Annotated in this window: 21 protein-coding genes, 3 pseudogenes and 1 riboswitch; of the genes and pseudogenes, 12 read left to right on the top strand and 12 right to left on the bottom strand. The window is 69.8% G+C overall.

Going from position 1 to position 24,251, the window contains the following annotated elements:
- Positions 1 to 255: 255 nt before the first annotated feature.
- On the top strand, positions 256 to 765 hold the full coding sequence (locus ACFYX3_RS40980) for an MFS transporter (RefSeq protein ID WP_389025100.1): 510 nt from the start codon (positions 256 to 258) through the stop codon (positions 763 to 765).
- A 353-nt stretch (positions 766 to 1,118) separates the two neighbouring features.
- Here the strand turns inward: ACFYX3_RS40980 and ACFYX3_RS40975 are convergent, their stop codons facing one another.
- The 3 genes from ACFYX3_RS40975 to ACFYX3_RS40965 all read right to left on the bottom strand — a co-directional run bounded on the left by ACFYX3_RS40975 (position 1,119) and on the right by ACFYX3_RS40965 (position 4,328).
- Positions 1,119 to 1,841 (bottom strand): IclR family transcriptional regulator, encoded by a 723-nt coding sequence (locus ACFYX3_RS40975; protein WP_389025096.1) that lies wholly within the window; start codon positions 1,839 to 1,841, stop codon positions 1,119 to 1,121.
- 189 nt (positions 1,842 to 2,030) lie between these two features.
- A riboswitch (SAM riboswitch) is annotated at positions 2,031 to 2,172 on the bottom strand.
- A 270-nt stretch (positions 2,173 to 2,442) separates the two neighbouring features.
- Positions 2,443 to 3,129 (bottom strand): response regulator, encoded by a 687-nt coding sequence (locus tag ACFYX3_RS40970; protein WP_389025094.1) that lies wholly within the window; start codon positions 3,127 to 3,129, stop codon positions 2,443 to 2,445.
- Complete coding sequence (locus ACFYX3_RS40965; protein ID WP_389025092.1) at positions 3,126 to 4,328, bottom strand: sensor histidine kinase; 1,203 nt, start codon at positions 4,326 to 4,328, stop codon at positions 3,126 to 3,128. The genes ACFYX3_RS40970 and ACFYX3_RS40965 overlap by 4 nt, the downstream gene beginning before the upstream one ends.
- Before the next feature lie 136 nt (positions 4,329 to 4,464).
- On the opposite strand from ACFYX3_RS40965, the gene ACFYX3_RS40960 reads away from it, so the two are divergent.
- Together ACFYX3_RS40960 and ACFYX3_RS40955 are read left to right on the top strand one after the other, a co-directional pair.
- Positions 4,465 to 5,376, top strand: coding sequence for an ABC transporter ATP-binding protein (locus ACFYX3_RS40960; RefSeq protein WP_389025090.1), 912 nt, complete (start codon positions 4,465 to 4,467; stop codon positions 5,374 to 5,376).
- Positions 5,373 to 6,224 (top strand): ABC transporter permease subunit, encoded by an 852-nt coding sequence (locus tag ACFYX3_RS40955; RefSeq protein ID WP_389025088.1) that lies wholly within the window; start codon positions 5,373 to 5,375, stop codon positions 6,222 to 6,224. The genes ACFYX3_RS40960 and ACFYX3_RS40955 overlap by 4 nt, the downstream gene beginning before the upstream one ends.
- A gap of 580 nt (positions 6,225 to 6,804) precedes the next feature.
- Here the strand turns inward: ACFYX3_RS40955 and ACFYX3_RS40950 are convergent.
- The 3 genes from ACFYX3_RS40950 to ACFYX3_RS40940 all read right to left on the bottom strand — a co-directional run bounded on the left by ACFYX3_RS40950 (position 6,805) and on the right by ACFYX3_RS40940 (position 9,095).
- Positions 6,805 to 7,311: a hypothetical protein gene (locus ACFYX3_RS40950; RefSeq protein ID WP_389025086.1), complete on the bottom strand. Its 507-nt coding sequence runs from the start codon at positions 7,309 to 7,311 to the stop codon at positions 6,805 to 6,807.
- 57 nt (positions 7,312 to 7,368) lie between these two features.
- Positions 7,369 to 7,932, bottom strand: coding sequence for a winged helix-turn-helix domain-containing protein (locus tag ACFYX3_RS40945; RefSeq protein WP_389025084.1), 564 nt, complete (start codon positions 7,930 to 7,932; stop codon positions 7,369 to 7,371).
- A gap of 245 nt (positions 7,933 to 8,177) precedes the next feature.
- The gene (locus ACFYX3_RS40940; RefSeq protein ID WP_376594929.1) at positions 8,178 to 9,095 is read right to left on the bottom strand and encodes a MerR family transcriptional regulator; all 918 of its coding nucleotides are present in this window, start codon (positions 9,093 to 9,095) and stop codon (positions 8,178 to 8,180) included.
- Between the two features lie 184 nt (positions 9,096 to 9,279).
- Between ACFYX3_RS40940 and ACFYX3_RS40935 the strand changes: the two genes are divergently transcribed.
- Positions 9,280 to 10,959, top strand: coding sequence for a carboxylesterase/lipase family protein (locus ACFYX3_RS40935; protein WP_389025082.1), 1,680 nt, complete (start codon positions 9,280 to 9,282; stop codon positions 10,957 to 10,959).
- Positions 10,960 to 11,144: 185 nt separating this feature from the next.
- A complete protein-coding gene (locus ACFYX3_RS40930) occupies positions 11,145 to 11,603 on the top strand; it encodes a transposase (RefSeq protein WP_389025080.1) in 459 nt (152 codons plus the stop codon).
- Here the strand turns inward: ACFYX3_RS40930 and ACFYX3_RS40925 are convergent.
- The gene (locus tag ACFYX3_RS40925) at positions 11,536 to 12,678 is read right to left on the bottom strand and encodes an erythromycin esterase family protein (protein WP_389025098.1); all 1,143 of its coding nucleotides are present in this window, start codon (positions 12,676 to 12,678) and stop codon (positions 11,536 to 11,538) included. The two genes, ACFYX3_RS40930 and ACFYX3_RS40925, sit on opposite strands and share 68 nt — an antisense overlap.
- Positions 12,679 to 13,257: 579 nt before the next feature.
- Between ACFYX3_RS40925 and ACFYX3_RS40920 the strand changes: the two genes are divergently transcribed.
- The gene (locus tag ACFYX3_RS40920) at positions 13,258 to 14,073 is read left to right on the top strand and encodes a S1 family peptidase (RefSeq protein WP_385665922.1); all 816 of its coding nucleotides are present in this window, start codon (positions 13,258 to 13,260) and stop codon (positions 14,071 to 14,073) included.
- A 49-nt stretch (positions 14,074 to 14,122) separates the two neighbouring features.
- Here ACFYX3_RS40920 and ACFYX3_RS40915 read toward each other — a convergent pair whose 3' ends face one another.
- Positions 14,123 to 14,773 (bottom strand): VanZ family protein, encoded by a 651-nt coding sequence (locus ACFYX3_RS40915; RefSeq protein ID WP_389025077.1) that lies wholly within the window; start codon positions 14,771 to 14,773, stop codon positions 14,123 to 14,125.
- A gap of 831 nt (positions 14,774 to 15,604) precedes the next feature.
- Between ACFYX3_RS40915 and ACFYX3_RS40910 the strand changes: the two genes are divergently transcribed.
- From ACFYX3_RS40910 to ACFYX3_RS40895, 4 genes and pseudogenes are all read left to right on the top strand, one after another.
- A complete protein-coding gene (locus ACFYX3_RS40910; protein WP_389025075.1) occupies positions 15,605 to 15,751 on the top strand; it encodes a hypothetical protein in 147 nt (48 codons plus the stop codon).
- 158 nt (positions 15,752 to 15,909) lie between these two features.
- Positions 15,910 to 16,416, top strand: a pseudogene (locus ACFYX3_RS40905) (transposase family protein); the annotation flags it as partial.
- A 47-nt stretch (positions 16,417 to 16,463) separates the two neighbouring features.
- Entirely contained in the window at positions 16,464 to 17,246 is a 783-nt protein-coding gene (locus tag ACFYX3_RS40900) for a VOC family protein (protein WP_389025073.1), read from the top strand.
- Between the two features lie 43 nt (positions 17,247 to 17,289).
- Positions 17,290 to 18,125: pseudogene (locus tag ACFYX3_RS40895) on the top strand (IS5 family transposase).
- 288 nt (positions 18,126 to 18,413) lie between these two features.
- Here the strand turns inward: ACFYX3_RS40895 and ACFYX3_RS40890 are convergent.
- A complete protein-coding gene (locus ACFYX3_RS40890) occupies positions 18,414 to 20,636 on the bottom strand; it encodes an FG-GAP repeat domain-containing protein (protein ID WP_389025071.1) in 2,223 nt (740 codons plus the stop codon).
- A 330-nt stretch (positions 20,637 to 20,966) separates the two neighbouring features.
- On the opposite strand from ACFYX3_RS40890, the gene ACFYX3_RS40885 reads away from it, so the two are divergent.
- Positions 20,967 to 21,410 carry a hypothetical protein gene (locus ACFYX3_RS40885; RefSeq protein WP_389025069.1) on the top strand — a complete coding sequence of 148 codons (444 nt, stop codon included), beginning with the start codon at positions 20,967 to 20,969 and terminating at the stop codon, positions 21,408 to 21,410.
- Positions 21,411 to 22,054: 644 nt separating this feature from the next.
- Here the strand turns inward: ACFYX3_RS40885 and ACFYX3_RS40880 are convergent.
- Positions 22,055 to 22,378 (bottom strand): hypothetical protein, encoded by a 324-nt coding sequence (locus ACFYX3_RS40880; RefSeq protein ID WP_389025067.1) that lies wholly within the window; start codon positions 22,376 to 22,378, stop codon positions 22,055 to 22,057.
- Between the two features lie 358 nt (positions 22,379 to 22,736).
- Between ACFYX3_RS40880 and ACFYX3_RS40875 the strand changes: the two genes are divergently transcribed.
- Positions 22,737 to 23,105, top strand: coding sequence for a hypothetical protein (locus ACFYX3_RS40875; protein ID WP_389025065.1), 369 nt, complete (start codon positions 22,737 to 22,739; stop codon positions 23,103 to 23,105).
- A 304-nt stretch (positions 23,106 to 23,409) separates the two neighbouring features.
- On the opposite strand, the gene ACFYX3_RS40870 is transcribed toward ACFYX3_RS40875, so the two are convergent.
- Positions 23,410 to 23,763 carry a transposase gene (locus ACFYX3_RS40870; protein ID WP_389025063.1) on the bottom strand — a complete coding sequence of 118 codons (354 nt, stop codon included), beginning with the start codon at positions 23,761 to 23,763 and terminating at the stop codon, positions 23,410 to 23,412.
- Positions 23,712 to 23,927 (bottom strand): annotated as a pseudogene (locus ACFYX3_RS40865) (transposase); the annotation flags it as partial. The pseudogene ACFYX3_RS40865 and the gene ACFYX3_RS40870, both read right to left, overlap by 52 nt.
- Positions 23,928 to 24,251 lie beyond the last annotated feature (324 nt).

Genomic DNA, 24,251 nt, shown 5'->3' with positions numbered 1-24,251 from the left:
TCCGCGACCGAGAGGCCAGCTTGGCCTGGTGACGCTCATGCCGTAACGGGCCCAATTCGGCGATGAGTTCAGCGATCACATCGGCCGACAGCCCCGTGATCCGGCGATTGACGACGATCGCTGCACGAGTCACGGTTCCCACCACCCGACCATGATCAACCATCCGGGGCTCGACGCCTCACCGCTTACCGTGCACGAGCTCGTTAGCATCACTATCCGTGAGCCTCCACGGAAAGTGGACCAGGGCCCGTTCTCATCGACGAAGCCACCCGGAGAAGCATTCTGCTGGTCAACATCCTCACTGCGTTCGTGTTCGGCCTGACCACGATCACCTCGGCCGTCCTCTCCGACCGCATGGGGCGACGCCGAGTCCTCATCGCAGGAACCGTGTTCGGTATCGCCGCAGGCCTGCTGGCCTTCCAGATCATGCAGCCGGGCAGCGCAGCGTCCTTCTTCGCCGGCGTCAGCATTCTGATGATCGCCCTGGGCATCCCCTACGGCCCCGCCGCCGCATACCTGCCCGAACTGTTCAAGACCCGCTACCGCTACACCGGCACAGGTATGGGATACAACCTCGCCGGGATCCTTGGCGGCGGTGCGCCGCTCCTGCTCGCCCCGCCTCTGGCCGAACGCTACGGCGGAATGGGAGTCGCCTGGTACCTGTCGGCACTCGGCGTCATCAGCACCCTGTACCTGCTGCGCCTGAAGGAGACACGCGGCGTGCAGATCGAGATCCCCGAAGCCACAGCGGCCGAACCCGCTTGATCTGACGACAGGCGCGGCCGCCCGGTGTTGCCTGCCTGGCCGTCCACTCCGGCTTGGGCGTTGGGCAACGCCCATGCCCGTGACCGGCTGGTTCGCAGAATCGTCGTTGGTGCCGCGCCGCCGTCGCTCTCCCTGAGTACATCTGTCCGATGCCCGTTCCTGCAGGCGGCCACGTAGTTCAGCGAGAGCCTGTACAGGCCTTCCAGGGCACCGCCCGGGTAGGGATATAGGCCACGACAGTGGTGCGGACCTCCTCGGCGCGGCATACACCGCTCAGAGATCGTCGATGATCCGGCCGAGGAAGTCTGAGCACGCCAGCAGGGAGAGCCAGGACCCCACGTGGTGCTGCCGGGTCAGGGGTGGGAGACGGCTTCGGTGAGGCGGTCGGCTGCGTCGACGGCGGCCTTTGCGAGCCGGGCGCCGGGGTGTCGGGTGAGGCGTTGGATCGGGCCGGTGACCGTGACGGCGGCCACGACACGGTGGGACGAGTTGCGGACCGGTGCCGAGACGGAGGCCATGCCGGGTTCGCGCTCTCCGATCGACTGGGCCCAGCCCCGGCGCCGTACGCCGCTGAGAGCGGTGGCCGTGAAGCGAGCACCCTGCAGACCTTCGTAGAAGCGCTCGGGTTCCTCCCAGGCCAGCAGGACCTGGGCGGCGGAGCCGACCTTCAGGGGGAGCGTGGACCCCACCGGCACGATGTCGCGCAGGCCGGAGGTCCGCTCGGCGGCGGCGATGCAGACGCGCATCTCGCCCTGGCGCCGGTAGAGCTGCGCACTCTCGCCGGTGGCGTCCCGGAGGGAGGTGAGAACCGGGCCGGCCGCGGCCAGCAGGCAGTCCTCGCCCGCGGCGGCCGAGAGCTCGCCGAGTCGAGGGCCGAGGACGAAGCGACCCTGCAGGTCCCTGCCGACCAGGCGGTGGCGTTCGAGTGCGAGGGCGAGTCGGTGGGCCGTGGGCCGCGACAAGCCGGTGGAGGCGACCAGCCCCGCCAGAGTGGCCGGGCCCGACGCCAGCGCGCCGAGGATCACTGCGGCCTTGTCGAGGACGCCAACACCACTAGAAATATCCGAAATGTCCATGAAGGGGGTACTCCAGTCTCGGTCCGCGAGCCGAGGCCCGCGGTGACCTCACCCAGGGGAGGGCAGGGATGATCAGCGGGAAAGGACCGAAGCGGTCGGCCGATATGCCGCGGCGATCACGAGATGGGTACGCGGAAAGCCCGGGGCGGACAGAGCCGGGGCGAAAGGCAGCACAGAGAGCACCGTGTCTCCTCATCTTTTCCCGCGCCACGTTGGCGCGGGCCGGAGTTGGCACTGATCCCGACGGCGCGGCGCGAACATGGAACGCCGAGTCGATCGGGGAGTTGCCGGGGCTTCGTAGGGCCGGTCCCTCCACCCCTCTGGATGATTCGCGGGGAACCATACAAGACTTTCGGGGCTACCTGCCAATGGCTTCCTGCCGGGAGGGCGGCAGATCAGGCCGGCTGTGACACAGCCGCAGGGCGAACCGAATCCGGACGGGATCGCGGGAGCGAGGTGGGCCAAGAGACCCCGGACGGTCGTGCCGGCCCGCTACGAGGCAGCCAAATTGGCCGGGGGACTGTAAATCGTTCGGGGCATCCTCCATGATCGGGAGTTACGCCGAACGATTCAGTCCCCCTGCGGCGAGTCCGACCAGGACTCAGCCGGCCGCCGACACCAGGCCCGCTTCGTAGGCGGCGATGACGAGCTGGATCCGGTCGCGGGCGTCGAGCTTGGTCAGGAGCCGGGCCACATGGGTCTTGACGGTGGCGGGGCCGATGAAGAGTTCGGCGGCGATCTCGTGGTTGGACATGCCGCGTCCGACCAGGGTCAGTACCTCGCGTTCCCGCCCCGTGATGCCGTCGACCTGCCGGCCCCGTGACGGGAACGGTCCGGTTGGTCGACGGCCGGCGGAGGCCGGGGGCCGTCCGGCGAACTCCTGGATGAGGCGGCGGGTGACGCTCGGCGCGATCAGCGCGTCACCGGCGGCGACCACCCGGATCGCCGCGATGATGTCGACCAGCGCCATGTCCTTGACGAGGAACCCGCTCGCACCCGCGCGGAGCGAGGCGTAGACGTTGTCGTCGTCGTCGAAGGTGGTCAGGACGACGACGCGCGCCGTGTCGGATCGTTCCGTGATGAGCCGGGTGGCTTCGATGCCGTCCATACCCGGCATGCGGATGTCCATCACCACGACGTCGGGTCCGAGGTCCGCAGCGAGCTCGACCGCCTCCGCGCCCGTGCCGGCCATCCCCACGACGTCGAGGTCCGGGATGTCGGCGATGACCATGGCGAGGCCGGTGCGCACGAGTTCCTGGTCGTCGGCGAGCACGATACGGATCGTCATGCCGGCAGCCTAGCCGTGACTCTGAAGCCGCCTTCGGGCCTGGACCCGGCGCTGAACCGGCCGTTCAGCAGGGCGACCCGCTCGCGCATCCCCGAGATTCCGTGACCGGTCCCCGCACCACCCGTCCGCACCGCACCGCGTCCCCCGTCGTCCACGACGTCGATGGCCAGTTCCCCGTCGCGGTACTCCACGGACACGCGGCAGTGGCCGCTGCCCGAATGGCGCACCACGTTGGTGACCGACTCCTGGATGATCCGGAAGGCGGCCAGGTCGGTCTCCGGATGCAGGGGACGCCGCCGTCCCAGCCAGCACACCTCGACGCGTACCCCGGCGTCGGCCGTCGTCTCCGCGAGCCGGTCGACGGCCTCCAGGCCCGCCGGTGCGGCGGCCCTCCCCGGACCCGCCTCCGCCTCGTCCGCCTCCGTCTGGCGCAGCGCGCCGAGCATGCGCCGCAGGCCTGCCAGCGTCTCGCGGCTGGAGGCCTCGATGGCGTGCAGAGCCTTGCGCGCGCCGTCCGGCTGGGTGTCGATGACGAGGCTCGCGGCGCCGGCCTGGATCGCGATGACGCCGATGTTGTGGGCGACCATGTCGTGCAGTTCCCTGGCGATCCGCAGCCGCTCGGCGACCACCGCCCGGGCCGCCGCCTCCGCGTGCAGGGCCTCTCCGTGTTCCCGCCGCTGGCGGATCGAGTGGCCGATCAGCCAGGCGAGGACGACGGTCAGCACGGCGGCCGACACCTCGGACAGGACGTCGCCGACCGTCTCGTTCCCCTGAGACCCGACCAGCCAACCGCCCACGAACGTACCGGTCCAGACGGCGGTCACGGCGCCGGCGGCCGCGATCCCCGTCCGGCGCGACCTGGTGGCCGCGATCCAGCAGATCAGCACGTCCATGGCGGGGAACAGAGGCCAGGTCCGCCCCGTGAGCACCATGACGGCGATCGACTCGGCGAGCATCAGCCCCAGCACGGGCAAGGGGTGGCGGCGAGCCACTCCGACCGGCGACGCCATGAGAGCGGCCACTCCCGCGCCGGCCCAGAGCCCCCAGCGCAGGAGGGGCTGCGGAGAGAGGTGGAAGAAGGCGTTCATCCCGGTGAACAGGACCAGCGCGAACAGGGCGGCCGCGCCCCGGGCGACCGCCGTCCGGGCCTGGGGCGACATCCGTCTCAGCAGCGGGAGCCGCGGCGTTCTTCGATCCACCGGCCGATCGTAGCCAGCCCGTCCACGGCCGGGCGTCCGCCCAGGAGCGTACGCCCGGGAGGGGACGCGTCCGGTCACGGGCGGTCCGCCCGTGACCGGACGCCGTACCGGGTCCGCCCGGGGCACCGTTGGCCGGGTGATCGACATCAATCAACTCACCAAGCGCTACGGCGGCGTCCTGGCCGTCGACGGCCTGACCTTCACCGTGCGCCCCGGGCAGGTGACCGGGTTCCTGGGCCCCAACGGCGCGGGCAAGAGCACCACACTGCGCGTGCTGCTGGGCCTCAACTCCCCCACGAGCGGCAGCGCCACCATCGACGGCCGTCCGTTCCGCGGGTTCGGCACCGGACTGCGCCGCGTCGGCGCCCTGCTGGACGCGAACGACGTCCACAAGGGACGCACGGCAACCGCGCACCTGGCCGCACTGGCCCGCAGCAACGGCCTGGCCCGGCGCCGCGTCCGGGACGTCCTGGAGACGGTCGGCCTGGGCGAGGCCGGGCACCGGCGGATCGGCGGCTTCTCCCTCGGCATGCGGCAGCGCCTCGGCATCGCCTCCGCCCTGCTCGGCGACCCGCCCGTCCTGCTGTTCGACGAGCCGGTCAACGGCCTCGACCCCGAGGGCATCCGGTGGGCGCGGGAGCTGTTCCGCCGTCTGGCCGCCGAGGGGCGGACCGTGTTCGTCTCCAGCCATCTGATGAGCGAGATGGCGAACACCGCCGACCACCTGATCGTCATCGGGGGCGGCAGGCTGATCGCCGACGAGCCGGTCGGGGACTTCGCCGCCCGTGCCGCTCACGCCGGCGTCACCGTCCGCACGCCCGCCCCGGACGCCCTGGCCGACGTCCTGCGCGCGGCCGGCGCGTCGGTGCTCGCGGGACCCCGGGGCACCCTCAAGGTCACCGGCCTGACCACCGACCGCGTCAACGCCCTCGCCTTCACGCACCGCGTGATGGTCCACGAGGTCACCGCCCACGGCGGATCGCTGGAAGACGCGTTCATGCAGCTCACCGCCGACAGTGTCCAGTACCGTGCCGGAGACCCCCGATGACCGCACTCACCACCTCACCCGGACTCACCGCCCGGACCACGCCCCGCTGGCGCGATCTGCTCGGCGCCGAATGGATCAAGCTCCGGTCGCTGCGCTCGACCTCGATCGTGCTGGTCGGCACCGTCCTCCTCGCCTGGTACGTCGCCTACGACGGCGCCCACCAGGCCTACACCGCCTGGCCCGGCTTCGAGGAGGACTTCAGACGGATCTTCGACCCCGGACACGAGACCCTCTACCCGCCGGCGTATCTCCTGCTCATGACCGTCGCCGGCGTGATCGGCGCGCAGACCGTGGTCGGCGAGCACGCCAATGGGCTGATCCGTACGACGTTCATCGCCGTGCCCGCTCGCAGCCGCGTGGTGCTGGCCAAGGCCGCCGTCGTCGCAGCGGTGCTGGCGTTCACCGGCCTGCTGGTGGGCGTCGGCTCCTGGGCCATCGCCATGGCCGTCTCCTCGGACCGGATCACCGCGTTCGACTGGAGCACCCCCGGTCTGCCGGGCCTCCTCGCGGCCGTCGCGATCACGTTCCCGGTGTCCGGCCTGATCGGCATGGCCGTCGGCACGCTCGTCCGCAATGGTCCGGCCACCGTCTTCGTCCTCTTCGTCAACTTCATGATCGTGCCGATGGGCCTGCTGGCGCCCGACGACAGGGTCCTGCACACCGGGAACCTCTTCGAGCAGCTGAGCAACGCCCTGCCGTTCTCCGCGTTCCTCCAGCTCACCCACCTCGGCACCGGGCACATCATGGGCCACCATCCGTCCGACACGGAGGCGTGGATCGCGCTCCCGGCCTGGTCCGTCGCTGCCTGCGCCGTCGCGGTGACGGCCCTCCGCCACCGCGACGTATGAGCACACAGAGCCTCGCAGATCCGTCAACGGGCGGCTGGGTCCTGGGCGGCGACGTGCCCGCCCGATCGACACGCCCGTGACGCACCGCCCCCTTCGGCGACCGGTCTACCCTTACGCCGCGGCATGGAACGAAACTGAGTATCTCGACTACCTGCGGTCCGAGCGGCGTGGCTACGCATGGGTAATGCAGCATCACGGCGGGCTGGCGCCGGAGGAGGCGAGGGAGGCTGTCCTGGTGCATTACCCATACGAGTCGGCTGAGGCATCGTTCCGCGGGCTGATCTTTCACGACGAGGCATGGCACTGGGCAATGCTGTCGATCCACGGCGATCGGTACGTAGTGGAACACCCCGAGCTGGTTCATCCGTCACCTGACTACCCAGCCCTTGAGTAGCCAATCGACGAACCCATTCGAACATCGAGGTAACGCTCCGCGACCGCTCCCCGGGATCTGTGCCAAAACCGGTTCTCGTGCGCATAGCCACGCGGGGATGGTCCCGCCCCCGGCCGGCCCGGTGGTTCGACCATGTCCTGCTCCCCGTACGTGCGGGGATGGCTCCGGCAAGGCGGTTCGTGTTGTTCAGTCCTGACGGGTGCCGTGGATGATGCGGTCGGTGATGGCCGTGGCGTGTTCTGGGTGTTTGTCCAGCCATGTGCGGAGGCGGTCCTGTACGGCCTCGGCGACGCTGACGCGTACTGCGGTGCCGGCCAGCATGCCGCGCGTGGAGCCGGAGAACTCGGGCCGGTCCGGTTTCACCGACACGACCGCCGTCAGACCGTCGCCGATCTGGGCGGCGCTGAGATCGGGCGCTGCCTCCGCGAGGAGCCGGCACTCCCGCAGGTACGCGTTGACCGCGGCCGCCACCCCGTCGCGGAACCCTGTCACGTGCGTGCCGCCGTGGGGTGTGGGCTCGCTGTTGGCGTAGCTGTGGAGCCTTTCCTCGGTCGCGGTAGTCCTTCCAGGAGAAGCTCTTGCGTGCGCCTTTGAGGAGAAGGTGGGTGCGGGGCCGGTGGATGAGACGGCTTTTCTCGCCGGGTTTGTAGCAGCACAGCGCGGCGACCGAGGTCCGGCGGCGGGCCCTGCCACGGACGCGGATGACGGGCGTGTGCCCGCGTCGGCCCCAGGTACGGGCCCGGGGCGGCGTCATGGAGAAGCCGGCTTCGTCCTCGAAGACGATCCAGGCGCCACATGCCGCCGCGAGGCTTTTACCCGCGGCCACACCTCCTTCTTCCACAGCTCCACCGCGTGCTCGTCACGCTCGAGTGCTCTGCGGACTGGCGCCTGCCAGGACCAGCCGTGCCGTTTGAGCAGCCGCCACACCGTCGCCACCGACAGGCTCACCCGCAGCTGCCGGCGGATCACCGCCTGGACCCGGGCCAGAGTCCGGCGTTCGTCTTCGAAGCCGTGAGCTGCAGGTCCCTTTCCGAGTTCTTCCTCGAGTACGGCGAACTGGGCGTCGCTGATGGTCGGGGAGTTCGCCGGACCTGCAGAGCGCAGGCCTTCCAGTCCGCCCTCGCGCCGGGCACGGCGCCGGCGTTCCACCGACCGCACACTCACCCGCAGGTCCCTCGCGATCACCGCGGTCTTCTCACCCGTCGCGAACCTCTGGCCGGCCTGAAGCCGGATCCCCTCACGAAACGCCCGACGCTCAGCGGTCAGGCCCCATCCTCCGGATACTTCATCCCACCGGCATACCGCGGGGATCATGAACCGTCACCACCCGACGACAACCCGAAAACCTCAGTAACCGGTCTCTGACCCACATCGCCGTCGTACCGCCCGGGTTGCTCGCCCGCGCTATCTGCGTGGTCAGAGAGCGGACTCGCTCACCAGAGCGGGGATGGAGCGACAACTGACACCTCGACAACTGCACGGTTTTCGATCAGCCCCGAGCATGCCCACTGACCAGGCCGGCACACCGGGAAAACTCCAAGCCCCCCGACAGAGTCAAGCTAGGTGTTCGTTGCGGCGATCGACATCGACAGGCCGTCGGTGAGCCATCGATGCGCCACGGTCATGTTCAGGACGCGCCCGGCCGTAGCGGTGCCGACCAGGGCCCAGTACCGCTCCAGTCGGGGGTCGAAACCGGATGACCGTGATACCAGTCCGTGGAGGTGTGCGCGGAAGGCGGGGGTGTCCGACTCCCGCCGGGCTCGCGCGTGGGCGGACACGAACGCGTCCACGGCGTCGCCCGCGCCCGGCGGCATGCCTTGGGCCAGAGCGGCGGCCGTCAGCGCGGCGGCTTCGTCGATCTCCGCGTAGAAGGCCGGGCCGTCCCTCATCTCTTCGTCGTGGTCCTGGGTCCAGCGGGTGAAACCGGGCGTGGAAATGAGCAGGTGCAGCTCGGCGTAGGCCAGGGCCGAGGCAGGGACGGGGTCCTGCGGTGGGGCGGGGGCCAGCATGGCGACCATGATGTCGAGCCGAGGCTTGGGCATGGCCGCGGACAGCTCGCGGTACCAGTGATCAGTGAGCGTGCGGTGCGCCTCCGGAAGCCGCTGCACGCGGGAGAGTATCTCCAGGCGCCGGAGCCGTTCCTCACCCGGGCAGTCGTCCAGTGCCTTGAGCGTAGCCTCGCGCCACCGCAGTTCGGTCAGTCGTTCCTGCACCGCTTCGAGCTCGGTTGCCATCAATTCGCCGAGTGTGCACTCCCCCGTGACCACCTGCGTGATCCTTGCGATCGGGGTGTCCAGCGCCCGCAGGCGTCTGATGAGCCGGATCCGCTCCCACGCCTCGGGGCCGTAGCGCCGATGACCACCGGTGCTACGAGCGGCCACCGGCAGCAGACCGCTGTCGGAGTAGTAGCGGAGCGTTTTGACGGGAAGGCCCGTTCCGGCCGCGAGTTCACCGATGCTCCACGTGTCTTGCGTCACAGCCTCTTGAACCTCCAGTGCGCGGGAGGTTCTAGCGTATTGATCGCCGACGGACCGGTCCTCGCCGTTCTCACAGTTCAGATCTCGTTCCGTCCTGCCTGGACCGGTGTGGCCGCGTGCCACCGCGTCTCGTGCCGTCCCGTCCCGTCCCCGACCAAGAACGGTGGTAGCTATGCCCCCGACCATGTCAGCCCCGCGTCCGTACGGAAGGGCCGGACTCCGCGTGGCGCTCCTCCCCCTGCTGTGCGCGGTGGCGCTGCTGTCCGCCACCGCCGCACCCGCGGCCGGCACAGGCCGCGGGTCCCCTGACTCCGAGAGACAGGACCGTACGGTCGTACGCACGGAGCAGGGCCTGGTACGCGGCGCGTCCCACGACTCGTACACCACTTTCGACGGCATTCCGTACGCCGCGCCGCCGACCGGACCGCTGCGCTGGCGTCCCCCTGTGCCCGCCGCTGCGTGGCAGGGTGTCCGGGACGCCACGACGCCGGCTGAGCGCTGTGTGCAGATGCCTACACCGGGCGCGAGCGGGGTCATCGGCTCGGAGGACTGCCTCTACCTCAACGTCACGGTGCCGGCGACCAAGTCGGCGGCGGAGAAGCGGCCCGTGATGGTGTGGATGCACGGCGGTGCGTTCCTGGGCGGTTCCGGCAGTGACTACAGCGCCGAACGGCTGGCGGCCCAGGGTGACGCCATCGTCGTCACGGTCAATTACCGGTTGGGGATCTTCGGCTACTTCGGCCACTCCGGGTTGGGCGCCGCCCCGCCGTTCGGCCTGGCAGACCAGCAGGCCGCCCTGCGCTGGGTACGGGCGAACGCCGCGCGTTTCGGCGGCGATCCGCGCAATGTCACGCTGTTCGGTGAGTCCGCGGGCGCCCTCGGCATCTGCGCCCACCTCACCTCGCCGACAGCCGCCGGACTCTTCCAGCGGGCCGTCCTCCAGAGCGGTTCCTGCCACACGTCCTTCCCGCGCGGCGCGCTCGCCCCCGGAACACCGGCGTACGAGCCGTTTGCCTCACAGGCCGATGTCCAGAAGGCCGGTGCGGAAGCCGCCCGGCAACTGGGCTGTACCGAGGGCGGCAGGGACGAGGTTCTGGCGTGCCTGCGCGGGCAGAGCACGGATCGTCTCGCCACCGCGCAGCTGATGCAGTCCTTCAACCGGCCCGCCTTCGGCAACGGGCTGCTGCCCGTGGCGCCTGCCCAGGCGTTGACGTCGGGACGCTTCCACCGCCTGCCGGTCATCCTGGGCACCAACCATGACGAGATGCGGATGTTCGTCGGCCTGTCGCTCGCCGCTTTCCCGATCCGCACTGAGGGCGACTACCGGGCCCGTCTGGCGGAGGCCTTCGGGGCTGCGGCCCCGGCCGTCGAGGCGCGGTATCCGGCAGCGCACCATCCCTCTCCCGCGCTGGCCTGGGCGGCGGTGCTGACCGATCGATCCTTCACGTGCACCACGCTGGCGGCCGGCCGGGCCATCGCGGCGCACGCCCCCGGCCTCCCCCTCTACGGCTACGAGTTCAACGAACCGGACGCTCCCGTCCTCTCCGGCCTGCCGGCGAATCCTGGATTCCCCTACGGTGCGGCGCACGGCTTCGAGATGCCGTTCCTGTTCACCTCGTTCCCCACCGAACGACCGCTGAACGACGGCCAGCGCGCCCTGTCGGACCGGATGGTCGGCTACTGGACGAACTTCGCGCGCACCGGAAACCCGAACACTGTCGACGCCCCGCTCTGGCCCGCCCTCCGCGCTTCGTCACCTCACGCGCCGTCGGTGCAGTCGCTGGCTCCGGGCCCGGGCGGGATCCACCCTGTCGACGCGTATTCCGCACACCAATGCTCGTTCTGGGACCGCCTGTCCCAGTGAGCGACTCTGTCGGGGATCTTGATGTTCCGCAGACAGGAGCGCTGGCGGTTCGGGATGCTTCGGCTGTTCGGTGCAGTCCTGTCCTCATGAGGTGATCAGCGTCCGTTCGCCCTCGGTCCGGTGCGGTAGTGCCAGAGCTCACGGCTCGGACGGCTCACGCGAGTAATCCTCGGGGGACCACCGCCATGTGGGTGCGTGATCACCTCGACGGACTGTGGTGTGACGAGGACTTCCTGTCCTGGTGCCCACGTGACGGACGGCCCGGGCTTTCACCGGCCCAACTGGCCACGGTCTGCGTGCTGCAGTTTCTGCTCAATCTCTCCGACCGGCAGGCGGCCGAGGCGGTGTGGTGCCGGATCGACTTCACGTACGCCCTCGCGATGAACCTGGACGACCCCCGTTTCCACCACAGCGTGCTCACGGACTTCCGTGACCGCCCCGGCCGGGACGACCGCGTCGACCAGCTCCTGTCTCTGGCCCTGGACCGGTTACGCGAGGCAGGAATGATCAAGGAACGCGGAAGGCGGCGGACCGACTCCACACAGGTCCTGTCCGCCGCCGTCGAGGCCGGCGTGGTCAGCCGGCTGGCTCGTACGGCAGCGATTCGAGCTTGTCGGCCGCGCGGACCCGGTGGAGGTGGATGAGCACGTCGTAGGCCCGGCCGAGGGCCAGGGTGGGCAGGGGGTTCGGGGTGAAGGTCGAGCCGGCGTCGTAGACCGGGCGGGCGCGGTCGAGCCAGGCGCGGGCCGCGGCGGGTGCGGTCCGCAGGTCGAGGTAGAAGTCCCGGTACCGGACCCGGTCCAGGGTGTGCTCATTCATGCCGGGGCGCGCGGCGAGGACGGTGACCGGCTTCCAGTCCCCGTCGAGGGAGGTGTCCTTGGTGAGGAAGGAGCCGGCGGCGAAGCTGAAGCCGATCGCGGTGTAGTCGCGGCCCAGGCGGTCGCGCAGTACCGCCCCCTGGGTCCGCGGGTAGATGTCCGGATGGGTGGAGAGGTGTCCGACGTGGCCGTTGTGGGCCGACAGCAGCATCTTGTGGCTGGTGTGGCGTTGCCACCACAGCACGTTGTCGGCCATGGCCTGGTCGCGCAGGCGCTCGGCGGCGGTGACCGAGGCCGGGTCGGCGAGGTCGACGGTGGCGAAGGCGAAGGTCTGCGCGATGTTCCGGGCGTGCTGCACGGTCCACGCGTAGTCGTCGTCGCCGTCGGTTCCCTGGTGCCCGGCGACCAGGTCGAACGCCTCCTGGGCGTGTGCGGCGTTCTCCCGGCGCTCGGCGACCGGCTTGCGCAGGTAGGAGAACACGTCGTCGAAGGGACGCAGCCGGCTGTACAGCTCGGTGAGCCGGGGCAGCGCCTCCGGCCGGGTCTCGCGTACGGACGACAGCACGCGCTCGAAGACGGGGTCGCCGAGCTTCGGCGCTCCGAGGTCGTCCCCCATGAAGTGGACCCGGTGATCGGGGTGGCGGTGGTTGTGCTCGCGCATCCAGCCGATCAGGCTCACGAACTCCTCGCGCTCCCAGGGAGATCCGGCCAGCGTCGCCTCCGCGATCTGCCGCGGGTCGCCGGGCCCGCCCTGGAGGTACTCGTCGATCCGGAGCCCTGCCGACCAGCTCATCTCCAGGGCGAAGGTGGTGAAGCCGCGCTCCTCGACGAGGTACCGGAAGACGCGTTCCTTCATGGCGAAGAACTCGTGCGAACCGTGCGTGGCCTCGCCCAACCCCACCACCTTCGCGTCCCCGACCATACTGCTCAGCGCCCGGAGATCCGCGGTCCGGCCGCCGGGGTCCGTGGCACTCAGCGGGTGTGCGACCCGTTCCAGGGACCGCACGACAGCTGCTTCCCGGCCTGCTGCCACAAGATCGGCCGATACGGCCGGCGTGACGGGTGTGTCGATCGAGACGGCTGATGCGACGGGTGCGGTCGGGGCCGCTCGTACGGCCGGTGCCGCGGAAGCCACTGTGGTGGCCAACGTCGTGGCGGCGACCACTCCCGTGAGTGCGAGCACCCCTCGCCGGCCGGTCCTCTTCCTGTACCCGTGCATGCTGATCGCTCCTTGCGTGCGGCGGCTTTCCGCGCCGATGAAGTGATCTTCGTGCGCTGGGGGGCGGACCGCGCTGGGGTGGTCCACCGACTTCCTCCAGGGGTCGTCCCTGGTACGTGCCGGGGGTTAACCCCCCGGCACTCGCCCGAGGAACACGAGGGGGATACCCCCACTGAGCTCGGACCGCTACCCGGATAGTCCGGTGGATCTTGAAACGAGCAGGGTGGACGTACACCACCGGACTCCTACGGGAAGGCCCTCATGTTCAGCTTGCAGTCCGTCGGCCGCCGCGCGGCACGCACCACCGCCGTCGGTGCTCTCGCCGTCGCCATGTGCACCACCCTGATGACCGACAACGCCGGAGCGATCGTCAACGGAACTGATTCCACCGAGCGTTACCCGTTCATGGCGGTGATCCCGGAATCGGCTCCGGAGCAGGGGGTGCACGACGGCAACTGCGGGGCGTCGCTGATCGATCCTCAGTGGGTACTGACCGCGGCTCACTGCGTGCAGGGCGACGGGCTCGAACTGGAGGGCATCATCCGGATCGGCAGCGAGGAGCGGAAGTCCGGGGGGACTGTCCGGGCCATCGTGCGCACCGTCGTCCACCCGGGCTATGTGAACGGTGATGGGCAGGCCGCCAACCAGGATGACATCGCGCTGGTCCGTCTGGATCGCCCGGTGACCGAGAAGCCCGTACGGATCGCGAAACGTGTCGGGCAGCCCGGCACCCCGACACGGATCCTGGGGTTCGGAACCACCGTCGACACCGGGCTGAAGTTCGCGGAGCGACTGCAGGAGCTCAAGACGCGCAGGGGCACCGAGGCCGAGTGCGCCCCCGGCTATGCGGGCCGGACCCGGCTGTGCACGGTCAGCCGTGTGCCCGGGGCCATGGCGTGTTTCGGGGACTCCGGCGGGCCGCAGCTCCAGAAGGACGGGCAGGGACGGTGGGAGCTCGTCGGGACCACCTCGGGTCCCGGTGTCCCGGGGGTCGCGTGCTCGGCCGGGCCGGGCCTCTACACCAACGTGCCGGCCTACGCCGACTGGATCCGGAGGACCATCAGGCGCCACGCCTGAGCGCCGACACACGCCGACCGCACCGGTTCCCCGCTCCCCCGTCACGGCGTCAGGCCGACGAGTCGCCCGGGCGTCGCTTCCACCGGCGGGGGCGGGTGCGGGGGCGTACGGCGCGCCCCAGCCGCCGTCCCACGAGCACGTAACCGAGGAGCGCTCCCGTCGTGTTGGGGAGGACGTCGTCGATGTCGAAGGCACGTCCTGCGACGAGCGCGCCCTGCACCAGTTCCACGAGCAGCATGGTGGCGGCGGTGACGAGCGCGACCCTGAGGAGCCCGCGGGCCTTGCGGGACAGCAGCGGAAGCAGGATCCCGAAGGGGACGCCGAGTGCGATGTTTCCCCCGACCTGCTTGACGGTCTCCACGAACCCGGGCCGGTTGAGATAGTTCTCGATCGACCGGCCCGGTGTCAGGTTGCTGTGGGTCAGGGGTTCGGATGCCGGCGAGGCCTCCAGGGTGAGTCTGGCCAGGACCACGGCGAACGCCACCATGCCCACGAAGGCCGTCAGGGTGACCAGCGTCCGTACGAACCGCCCCGGGCCCCGCCGGGCCGGGGCCGTCGGCCTTGCCTCGGCGCTCTCGCCCCCGGCCGGCCCGGCATCGCCCCAGCCGCTCCTCCCGCCCCTCCCCTCGGCCCGGACCCGGCAGGCTCCCGGCTCGTGGACGGGTACTGGGGAGACGGACAGGGCACGCGGCGGTCTCATGAGGTCCTCGCTATCGAACGCTGGGACGCTCCGTGACGGTTCCCCAAGATCTGTGCCAGAACCCACTACTGCTCGATAAAGCCATGCCCTACTGGCGGCCTTGCCTGGTGCAGAGAAGCCTTGTCACCCACGCCTTCTCCGGCTCGTCAGGATCGAAAAGGCGGATCTCCGTGTCCGAATCGTCTCCGTCATCGAGCGGGAGACCGCGTACGCGCCATACGCCGTCGCAGACAATCGAGACCCGGCGGTGAAGTCCCTGGTCCACTTGATTTGCGTTGATGAGATGAGGCAGCGGCTGCGATCATGCGCCATGCTGTCGCTGAAAATGAACGACGCCGCTGTGCGTGCGCTGGGAGCACTGTCCGGGTTGGTTGCCGCGGCACCGCCTGGAGGGCTCGCGCCAGACCTACGGGTGCAGCTTGGTAGCGGGATCAGCCGCCGAGGAGACGTGCTCACCTGGGCCGACTCCCCGGCTGACGTCACTGGAGCTCCCTCGGTCTTTGGCGACCTGACCGGCTGGGAATGTGCCAACAGCTCCTTCCACCTGGAAGACCACGTCCCCGTTCCTGTCGCTCTCGTCGACGGCGTTCCACGGATCACTGAGCTCTTTCAACCCGGCCACCGATCGGATGACATGGGTGGCTGACACAGAGTTCCGAGGACGCCCGAAGGCCGTGGTCCTGGTCGCGTCAGCTTGAGCAGCACCATCACCCTTCCGAGGTCCAGCTGAAGAAGCTCACTGAGGAAGACCAGCGGACCCTGCTTCTCCACGGCATCTCATTCGCCCTGGAGTTCGGCCAGTTCGTCTACGGGCTCGACCAGCCCGGCCCGGTGCGCTGCGTTGTCGCCGCGAACGAGACCAACGCAACGTTCAGGTTCCACCAGATCCGTCCCGGCGAGTTCTGGAACTACCCGGACCTCGACAGGTACCAACTGGAGAAGATGGTCGTGATCGACTTCGACCCCACTCACGCCTGAGCCCCGCTCCTTCTTGCGCTCATCAAACTGGTACAGAAAAGTCGAGGCAGTACGCGCCGGGATCATCCCCACGCGAGAAGGACCGGTACGACGAGGCGTCGGCCAGGCGCCTGGGGCCTGGGGCCATCCCCACTGCCCTGTTGGTTCCGTGTCCTGCCATGCTCGACGTCCCGCATGAGCTCGTCGAGCATGTCGCCTGGCCGCTGTACGAGCACCGCCGGACCCGCAACACACGTTGGCGCAAGCTCGGCTGCTTCGAGCAGGCGCTGCTCACGCTGGCGCACCTGCACAAGAACGAGACGTTCTCCCGGCTCGGAACCGGGTTCGGGATATCGCAGGCCACCGCCTGGCGGTACGTCGACGAGACCCTGGACGTCCTGGTCTCCTGGGCGCCCGGCCTCCACGAAGCCCTCACCGGCCTCGGTGGAGGCGACCACGTCATCGTTGACGGCACCCTGATCCCCACCGACCGGATCCGTGCGGACGAGCCCTACTGCTCGATGAAGCACCGCAAGCACGGCATGAACGTGCAGGTCATCGCCCGCCCCGACCGGACACCGCTCTGGTTCTCCCGTGCGACACCCGGCCGCGCCCACGACCGAAAATCCCCGGACTTGCTCTCGGTTCCCCTTTTCGTGGTGGCGTGTTGCGCAGCCGGCTCCGTTCATCACGGAAGGGTGGTGGGGAGTCAGATCCAGAAGGAGAAGCGAGAATGCCCGAAGTCACTACCCCCTACGCGACTGGCACCCCGTGCTGGGTGGATCTGATGGCGAAGGACCAGCAGGCGGCGCTGGACTTCTACCGTGACCTGCTCGGCTGGCAGGGCAAGCCCGGCCCGGAGGAGTTCGGCGGGTACGCGCTCTGCGAGCTGAACGGCATGGCCGTGGCTGGCATCGGCCCGGCGATGGCTCCCGAGGGGATGCCGGAGCCGCCGACCGTCTGGACCAGTTACCTGGCCACCACTGATGCCGAGGCCACCCAGGACGCGATCGTCGCGGCAGGCGGCACGCTGCTTGTCCCGACCATCGACGTCGGCAACCTGGGCCGGATGCTGGTCGCGCAGGACCCGCAGGGCGCGGTGTTCGGCGTGTGGCAGCCCGGCGAGTTCTTCGGCGCGCAGGTGGTCAACGAGCCGGGCGCGCTGACCTGGAACGAGCTGCACACCAGCGACGTGCCGGCCGCCACTGCCTTCTACGGTGAGGTGTTCGGGGTTGAGATCGAGCCGCTGGACGGCGCCGACTCCTACTGGGAGCTGCGGGTCGGCGGCCGCTCGGTCGGCGGTGTCACCCTGCTGGCCAACGACCCGCCCGGCACCCCGGCGCACTGGTTGACGTACTTCGCCGTCGACGACGTGGACTCCACCGTGGACGAGCTGGTCAAGCGGGACGGCAAGGTGCTGGCGCCGCCGTACGACATGTTGGCCGGCCGGATGACGGCGGTCGCCGATCCGCAGGGCGCTCCGTTCGCGATGATCAAGCCCCAGCCGCTGGCATAAGAGGTCCTAACAGAAGTTGTTGATCATGTGACTTTCGGTTCGGATGGTCGTTGGTCTGGCCGTGGGGAAACGTCAGTCGCGGCCATGGATCGTGTCGGATGAACTGTGGTCGCTGATCGAACCGTTGCTGCCGGTCCCGGCACCGAAGCTGGTGGAGGGCCGTCCGCGGGTGCCGGACCGGCAGGCCCTGTGCGGGATCCTGTTCGTGCTCCACACCGGGATCCAGTGGGATTACCTGCCCCAGGAGCTGGGCTTCGGCTCCGGGATCACCTGCTGGCGGCATCTGGCCGCCTGGAACGAGGCCGGTGTCTGGGACCAGCTGCACCTGGTGCTGCTGAAGAAACTGCGGGTCGCGAAGAAGCTGGACTGGTCGCGGGCGGTGATCGACTCCTCCCACGTCAGGGCCGCGCGGCGGGGCCCAAAAGCGGTCCCAGCCCGGTCGACCGAGGACGGCCGGGCAGCAAGCATCACGTCCTCGTCGACGGGCAGGGCATCCCGCTCGCCGTGTCCCTGACCGGCGGCAATCGCAACGACGTCACTCAGCTGTTGCCGCTGCTCGCGTAGGTCCCGTCCGTCGCCGGCCTGGTCGGACGACCGCGGCGACGTCCGGACGCGCTGCTGGCCGACCGGGGCTACGACCACGACAAGTACCGCCGTCTCGTCTGGGCACAAGGCATCAAACCGGTCATCGCCCGCCGTAGTGTCCCGCACGGCTCCGGACTCGGCGTCCACCGGTGGGTCGTCGAACGCACCATCGCCTGGCTCCACGGCTTCCGCCGGCTCCGCGTCCGCTGGGAACGACGCGACGACATCCACGAAGCCTTCCTCGGCCTCGCCGCCTGCCTCATCACCCACCGGCACGTCCAACGCCTTTGTTAGGACCTCTAAGCCCAGGCGCGTACGCCAGTCCCCGAACAGCCCCGCCCGGATTCCGGGCGGGGCTGTTCGGCTTGGAAACAAGGGGCCGGTCCAGCACAGCCAGGTACCCCCCGGTTAGGACCACGGCTGACAGCTTGAGGCCAGGCGATCCTGGGCTGTAGGGCCCCGGCCACAGGAGAGGCTCTCCGCTGGGAGTGGGGAATTCAGGGCGTCATCATCCCTCCCTGCTCGGCTGGGGCGAGGAGGGGCACCGCAGGCGAACCGGTCCGTTCTAGGTACGGGCAGCCCTCAGAGGACGCTGTTGAACTTGCTGCCCTCGCCCGCGTACAGCGACGTCGTCTGACGGCTGAAGGGGGCGGTGGCGACGCCCGTCGAACGGTAGACGTAGGTGCCGCCGGAGCCGTACGCGATCAGGTCCGGGCGGCCGTCGTTGTCGAGGTCGCCGGCGCCGACGAGCTGGGAGAAGGCGCCCCAGCCGCCGCCGATCCGCACGCGGAGCGAGAAGCCGCCGGCGCCGTTGCCCTGGTACAGCCAGAGGACGCCGGAGGTGTCACGGGCGACCATGTCCCCAGCCGCCGAACCGGCGATGTTCCCGACGGCGGTGAGCTGGTTGTAGACCTGCCAGCCGCCGCCGATCTTCACGCGGGCCGCGTACGGCTTCGCGTAGTTGCCGGTGCCCTTGTAGAACCACAGGGTGCCGGCGCCGTCCGTGGCGACCAGGTCGGCACGGCCGTCGCCGTCGAGGTCCGAACCGCCGGCGATCTTGTTGTAGATCTGCCAGCCCGTGCCGACCTGCTGCCGGGCGGCGAACGTGCCGTCGCCCTTGCCCAGGTAGAGCCACTGCACGCCGGCCGTGTCGACCGCGATCAGGTCGCCGGTGGCGGCGCCGCCGACGTTGCCCACGGCCTCGATCTGCTTGTACACCCCCCAGCCCGCGCCGATCTTCGTCCGCAGCGCGGGCTTGACCTGGCCGTTCACCGGGCGGTCCCGCAGGTCGTCGCGCCACAGCACGCCGGCGGCGTCCCGGGCGAGGACGTCGGTGGAGCCGTTGTTGGTGTAGTCGTGCGGGTCGGCCGTCCGGGTGACGTTCATGAGCCAGCCCTGGGAGGCCGGCTCGCCGGTGCCGTCGACCGGCGTCGCCTCGGCCTCGACGGCGTACGTGCCGTTCGGCGCGTCCAGGCCGGCGATGACGCCGTCCCAGTCGAAGGAGAACCGGGTGCCGCTCGCGGGGGCGGTCAGGCGCTTGGTGAACTCCTTGCCGGTGGCGGTGTGCGTGAGGGTGACGTCCACGACGGCGTCGGCCCGCGACAGCGTCCAGCCCAGGGTCACCTTGCCGCCGGTCTGGTCGAGGTCGACCGCGTCGGGGACGTGGACCTCATCGATCGCCAGCGGGGCCACCGGCTTGCCCGTCTCCGCCACCTTGGTGACCGTCGGGGTGCCGTTCTCGGCTACGGCTACGCGGAAGAGACCGTCGCCGTCGGCGTCCCGGCTGCCCCGCAGCACCGCGCTGCCGTCGGCCGAGGGCGCTGACTCCGGTCCCGTGACGCCGAGGTCGCGGGTCTCGCCGCTGGTCAGGGAGACGGCCTTGGCGGGTGTCCAGTAGGCGCCGTACACCAGCCAGTCGCCCACCAGCTCGTAGTACCACTCGTCGACGCTGTCGCCCAGGACGGTCTTCTTCTCCTCGCCCGTCTTGCGGTCGACGGACGTGACGTACACCTCGTTGTCGTCCGTCTGGTCGAGCCAGGCCACCTGCGAGGCGGAGAACGTCAGGTGGCCGGAGTCGGCGTTGTACCCGGACTTGGCGGAGGAGTAGGTCTCGGTCACCGTCCCGGCCGTCACGTCGACCAGGGCCCGGTGGCCGGTGCGCGCGTCCGGCGGGCCCGCCGCGTACCTCACGAGAACGGAGCCCCCGAGGACCGTCGAGCCGCTGATCTCGGTGGCGTCCGCGGGCAGACCGGTGATCTTCCGGGTGGTCGTGGTGGCGCCGTCCTTGGTCACGACGCGCAGTTCACTCGTGCCGTCCGCCTTCCGGATGTCCGCGAGCACGCTCGTCGGGCTCAGCACGGCCAGGTAGGTGCCGTTCAGCGTGCCGAGGTCGATGTCCACGCCCGGGGCCGCCGGGTCGGCCATGTTCCACAAGGTGATCGACTGCATGGCCTCGGGCCAGCTGTCATCGCCGACGACGGCCACGTCGTTGCCTGTCAGGGCGTAACCGCCGTCCTTGGGGTGCCGGAGCCGCTTCGAGGCTCCTCCGTCGTACGGCGTCCAGACCAGGTCCGTGATGCGGTCGACGGAGTCGTAGTCGTACGTGAAGAACCCGCTGGTGCCCGCACCCGCAAGGGAGGAGCCCTCGGGGTAGACGGGAAGAGTGGCGTCGGCCTGCTCGGACGAGGCCGACGTCGCCGCGAACGCGGCCGGGGCGGCCGTCAGCGTGCCGGCGCCGAGGGCGGTGACCGCGAGGACGGCCGTGACGGCGGTGGCGAGACGGCTGCTGGTGGAACGGAGTTGCAAGGTGAAGCCCCCACGAGTCTGAGTCGGACACGGAATTTCCGTGTCCGACTCAGACTCGCGAACAGATCGAATGGTTGTACGGAAAGCCCGGGGGGGTTTCGGGTCAGTACCCAGCTGAGCCGTCTTCGTTACTCCTGCCCGTAGTGTGTTCTCGACCATGCCGTCATAGGTACGGCACCGATCGCCCGGCACCCTTCCTCACACGGCTGGGGCAAGGAGGGGCACCGGGCGGTGGTCGATCCCCGCGGCAGTTCAGCCACCCAAGGAAGCACCCCGGCCCTTTCCAGCCGATCCGCTCCGCCCCCAGGGCGAACCCTCTACGCTGCAAAGATGATCACCACGCCTGCATCTCGCCGGGCCTTCACCGTCACCCTGTTAGCCGCGGCCCTCACCGGGTGCACGACTTCCTCAGGCTCTCCGAGCGGCCTGCCGCCAGAGCTGACGTCGCCGGCCACTGCTCGCGGTACCGCGCAACAGTTCGCCCAGGCCCTCGCCCAAGACCGGGCAGAGGTGGCCTGCGGGCTGGCCGACGACCGCTTTCGCACCTTCGGCCGCGGCCTCCCGTGCGCCGAGGCCCTCACCGAGCTCGCGGCGGACGACAGGTACGTCTTCACCCAGCCCGACTGCCTCAACTCGGCTGCCAACTACGAAGAGGAGCAGCAGGACACCGCGGACTCGGTCCGCATCTCCATCGACTGTCCCGAGGGCTACACATGGCTGGGCCTCACCCGCACCGGTGACGTCTGGCAGATCAGCGACATCAACGCCCCGTAGTCCAGCGCTGCTGCCCCTCGCCGCCAGGAACCTGCGCGCCGAGGCCTCTCAGACCGTCGCCATGCGATCCTCCAAGGCCTGCTCACGGCCCCTTCCAGCGCGGCAATCCACCGTCCGGAGTCCCTGTCCGCAAGCCCCGCCCGCACCGCATCGAAGCAACGCGCCGCCCACTCCACCTCGACCGGAACCTCGGTCGAATCCCCCCGGCTCGGAAGCAGCTCGTCGTAGAGGAACGGCATGAACCCCAGCGTCGGATAATGCGGAAGTGCCTCCCACGCACGCCTGACCGCCGCCACGAGCCCCGCCGCCCGCTCCAGCGGCAGCGCCCCAGAGTCACCGGCATAGTTCTGGCACGCGACCTCGAACATGCGCCATGCCGCCAGCCACCGACCCTCGGAGCCCCGCCTGCCGCGCGGCGGCTCGACGCAGAGGCGCTCCATCAGCCCGCTCGCGTCATCCGCCCGCACCATCACATCAAGCATGTCCGTACCCGCACCCCTACCGCACTGATCCTGCCCCCTTCCCCACCGCCGGCCACGACCCAACGGCTTACCACCGACGCCACTCCACCGAACCAACAGAGCAACAGCTCGCCCTGATGGCGGACCAGAACCTGCGTACGGCCCAGCTGCGCCGTACCGTCGTCACGGCCCCGGCAGGACGGGCGCCCGCTCGGCCGGTTCCACGTCCCCGCACGTGCGCGGGGCCACCTGGGCAGAGGTCAGACCTTCTGCGGGGCGAACTGCGGGGCCGCGAGCAGGGCACTCGACTGCGAGCGCCTGGATCGCGTCGACCTCCGCCGGATCCACGCTCAGGCCCCAGCACAGCTTGGTCCCGGTCCACTCCGTGGCGTACCGGCAGCGGGCGCTCGGCGCCGGTGGCATCCACAAGCGGGCCCTGTCGTAGGTCTCGTTCTGGGACTCCTCGTCGACTGGCAGGACGGCGATGGCGTCGGGAAGGGTCCGCACTTCAGCAGGTGTATCGGCGTGCGCGGGAGAGGTCGCGGCGAGGGAGGCAAAGGCGAGCGCGGCCGCAGGCGCTTCCCCTGTCGCTGGTGATACCTGATAGTGAGGCCATGGTCGATGCCAGCGCCGTCTAGGTCTTATCGGAGGCTTAGGAACCGCCGGGATAGCCGCTGCTGCCACGGTCTTCGTCTCCGCCCGCCAGCACCGCCGCGCAGCGGCGCAGCTTGCCCAGCAGGAGACGGCGAACCAGCGGGCGAAGAGCGAGGAGGCCATCAGCCGGGAACTCGACCGGCTGACCTCCCTGCGCGAGGCCGGGCGCGAATGGGCCCAGATCCTCGAACGGGCAGAGCAGAGTCTCGACATGAACGTTGCGGTGGACCTCGCCGAGTTCGACGCCGCCATCAAAGAGGCCGGGGGAAAGGCCGCCCGCTACAGCTACAACCACTGGCCCCAGCACCCTCAGTACCAACTGGAGGTCGAGGTACTGGGCGCCGCGGTCTACGACACGCTGACCCACGCCACAAGCCTGGTGAGAAGGCGCGTTGCGGCACAAGGGGCCAGCTACCACTGGCAATGGGACGTGGAATCCGGTGAAGCCCTCGCCCACGCGAACCGGATCAGGCCCCTGTTGGCCCAGGCAATGCATGAGTACGTCACCGCGATCCGCAACGGTGAACCCCCACCGGCCGCGACAAGCCAATGGCCTCCGGCGTGGCCCGGCCCCGGATGACCGTCCGCGGCAGCGGCCGCCCGTACGGCTTTGTACACGAGAACGCGGACCGGGCGGACCACAGAGGTGAGTTTCCGGAGTGAGTTGGACTCGCGCCGGTTGACGGACGCGGGGGCGCATGGGCGAGCCCCTGCCGGATCGGCCCAGCAGGGGCTTTGAGGGCATACGCCCCGGTGGCTGCGTCTAGGCTCCATGGTTTGGCGCGCACTGGTTCATACAGAAACGCCGGAATCCCCGCTTGGTGCGCACAGACCGCGTCGGTCATGTGTGAGCAATGCTGCCCTTGGCCGCCGGACGGTATTGATCAGAAACTCATGAGGTTCTCGTCCAGGATGTAGCGGGCGTGTGGGCCGCCGAAGTAGCCGCGGACGATGTGCGGCTGACGCTGACGTCTGCAGAAGAAGCGGCGTGTCTCCGCGGCGAGTTCGGCCTGATCGCGGGCTCGGTGCTGTTTGGGCAGGCTGTGTTCGAGGTCGGCGTTGACCAGCTCGTCGGGGTTGAGTTCGGGTGAGTACGGGGGCAGGAAGCACAGCTTGACGTCGTCGGGTGGGCGGCGAGCCAGTCGCGGACCTTCCTGGAACGGTGGACGGAGTGTTCGTCGACCACGAGATGGACCTTGTGGTCGAAGTGGCCGGCCAGCCGGTCCAGGAAGCGGCACATCACCTCGGCGGTGCAGCTCTCGGTGAAGGCCATGAAGTGCATCCGGCCCCTGGTGCTGATCGCCGACATCGCGTTGACCGAGAACCGGTTCCCGCTCCGCCGCGCCACCGGTGTCCCGCCCTTCTCGCCCCAGGTGCGGCCGGTGACCTGGTCGGAACGGATGCCGACCTGGTCGGCGAAGAGGATCTCACCGCCGTCTTCCTCGCCTTCACGCGGATCTTCGGCCAGGTCTCCTCGTGCCGGCGCGCCACGGCTTCAGGGTCCTGATCGAGGACCGCCTGCCGCACGGCGGCCTGCTCGGCCTCCCCGAGTACCTGGTGCACCCCGACCGGCTTGCCCCGCGGCCGCATGACCAGCGCCTCCCGCCCGCCGGCCTGCCACTTCGCGCACCAGATGTCGACCGCCTTCAGCGACACCCCGAACGCCGCCGCCACGTCCTCGCGGTCCCGCCCCGCCACCAGTGCGGCCACCGCCCGTAGCCGCAGG

Source organism: Streptomyces sp. NPDC002463 (genome assembly GCF_042889835.1).
In the GTDB taxonomy this organism is placed as follows: Bacteria; Actinomycetota; Actinomycetes; order Streptomycetales; family Streptomycetaceae; genus Streptomyces; species Streptomyces nymphaeiformis.
This window is presented reverse-complemented; position numbering and strand designations above follow the sequence as displayed.

Coding starts and splice junctions, on each gene's coding strand:
- ACFYX3_RS40975 (WP_389025096.1), bottom strand. CDS start 1,841: ATGGACATTTCGGATATTTCTAGTGGTGTTGGCGTCCTCGACAAGGCC.
- ACFYX3_RS40970 (WP_389025094.1), bottom strand. CDS start 3,129: ATGACGATCCGTATCGTGCTCGCCGACGACCAGGAACTCGTGCGCACC.
- ACFYX3_RS40955 (WP_389025088.1), top strand. CDS start 5,373: ATGACCGCACTCACCACCTCACCCGGACTCACCGCCCGGACCACGCCC.
- ACFYX3_RS40945 (WP_389025084.1), bottom strand. CDS start 7,932: ATGATCCCCGCGGTATGCCGGTGGGATGAAGTATCCGGAGGATGGGGC.
- ACFYX3_RS40935 (WP_389025082.1), top strand. CDS start 9,280: ATGTCAGCCCCGCGTCCGTACGGAAGGGCCGGACTCCGCGTGGCGCTC.
- ACFYX3_RS40930 (WP_389025080.1), top strand. CDS start 11,145: ATGTGGGTGCGTGATCACCTCGACGGACTGTGGTGTGACGAGGACTTC.
- ACFYX3_RS40920 (WP_385665922.1), top strand. CDS start 13,258: ATGTTCAGCTTGCAGTCCGTCGGCCGCCGCGCGGCACGCACCACCGCC.
- ACFYX3_RS40915 (WP_389025077.1), bottom strand. CDS start 14,773: ATGAGACCGCCGCGTGCCCTGTCCGTCTCCCCAGTACCCGTCCACGAG.
- ACFYX3_RS40900 (WP_389025073.1), top strand. CDS start 16,464: ATGCCCGAAGTCACTACCCCCTACGCGACTGGCACCCCGTGCTGGGTG.
- ACFYX3_RS40885 (WP_389025069.1), top strand. CDS start 20,967: ATGATCACCACGCCTGCATCTCGCCGGGCCTTCACCGTCACCCTGTTA.
- ACFYX3_RS40875 (WP_389025065.1), top strand. CDS start 22,737: ATGAACGTTGCGGTGGACCTCGCCGAGTTCGACGCCGCCATCAAAGAG.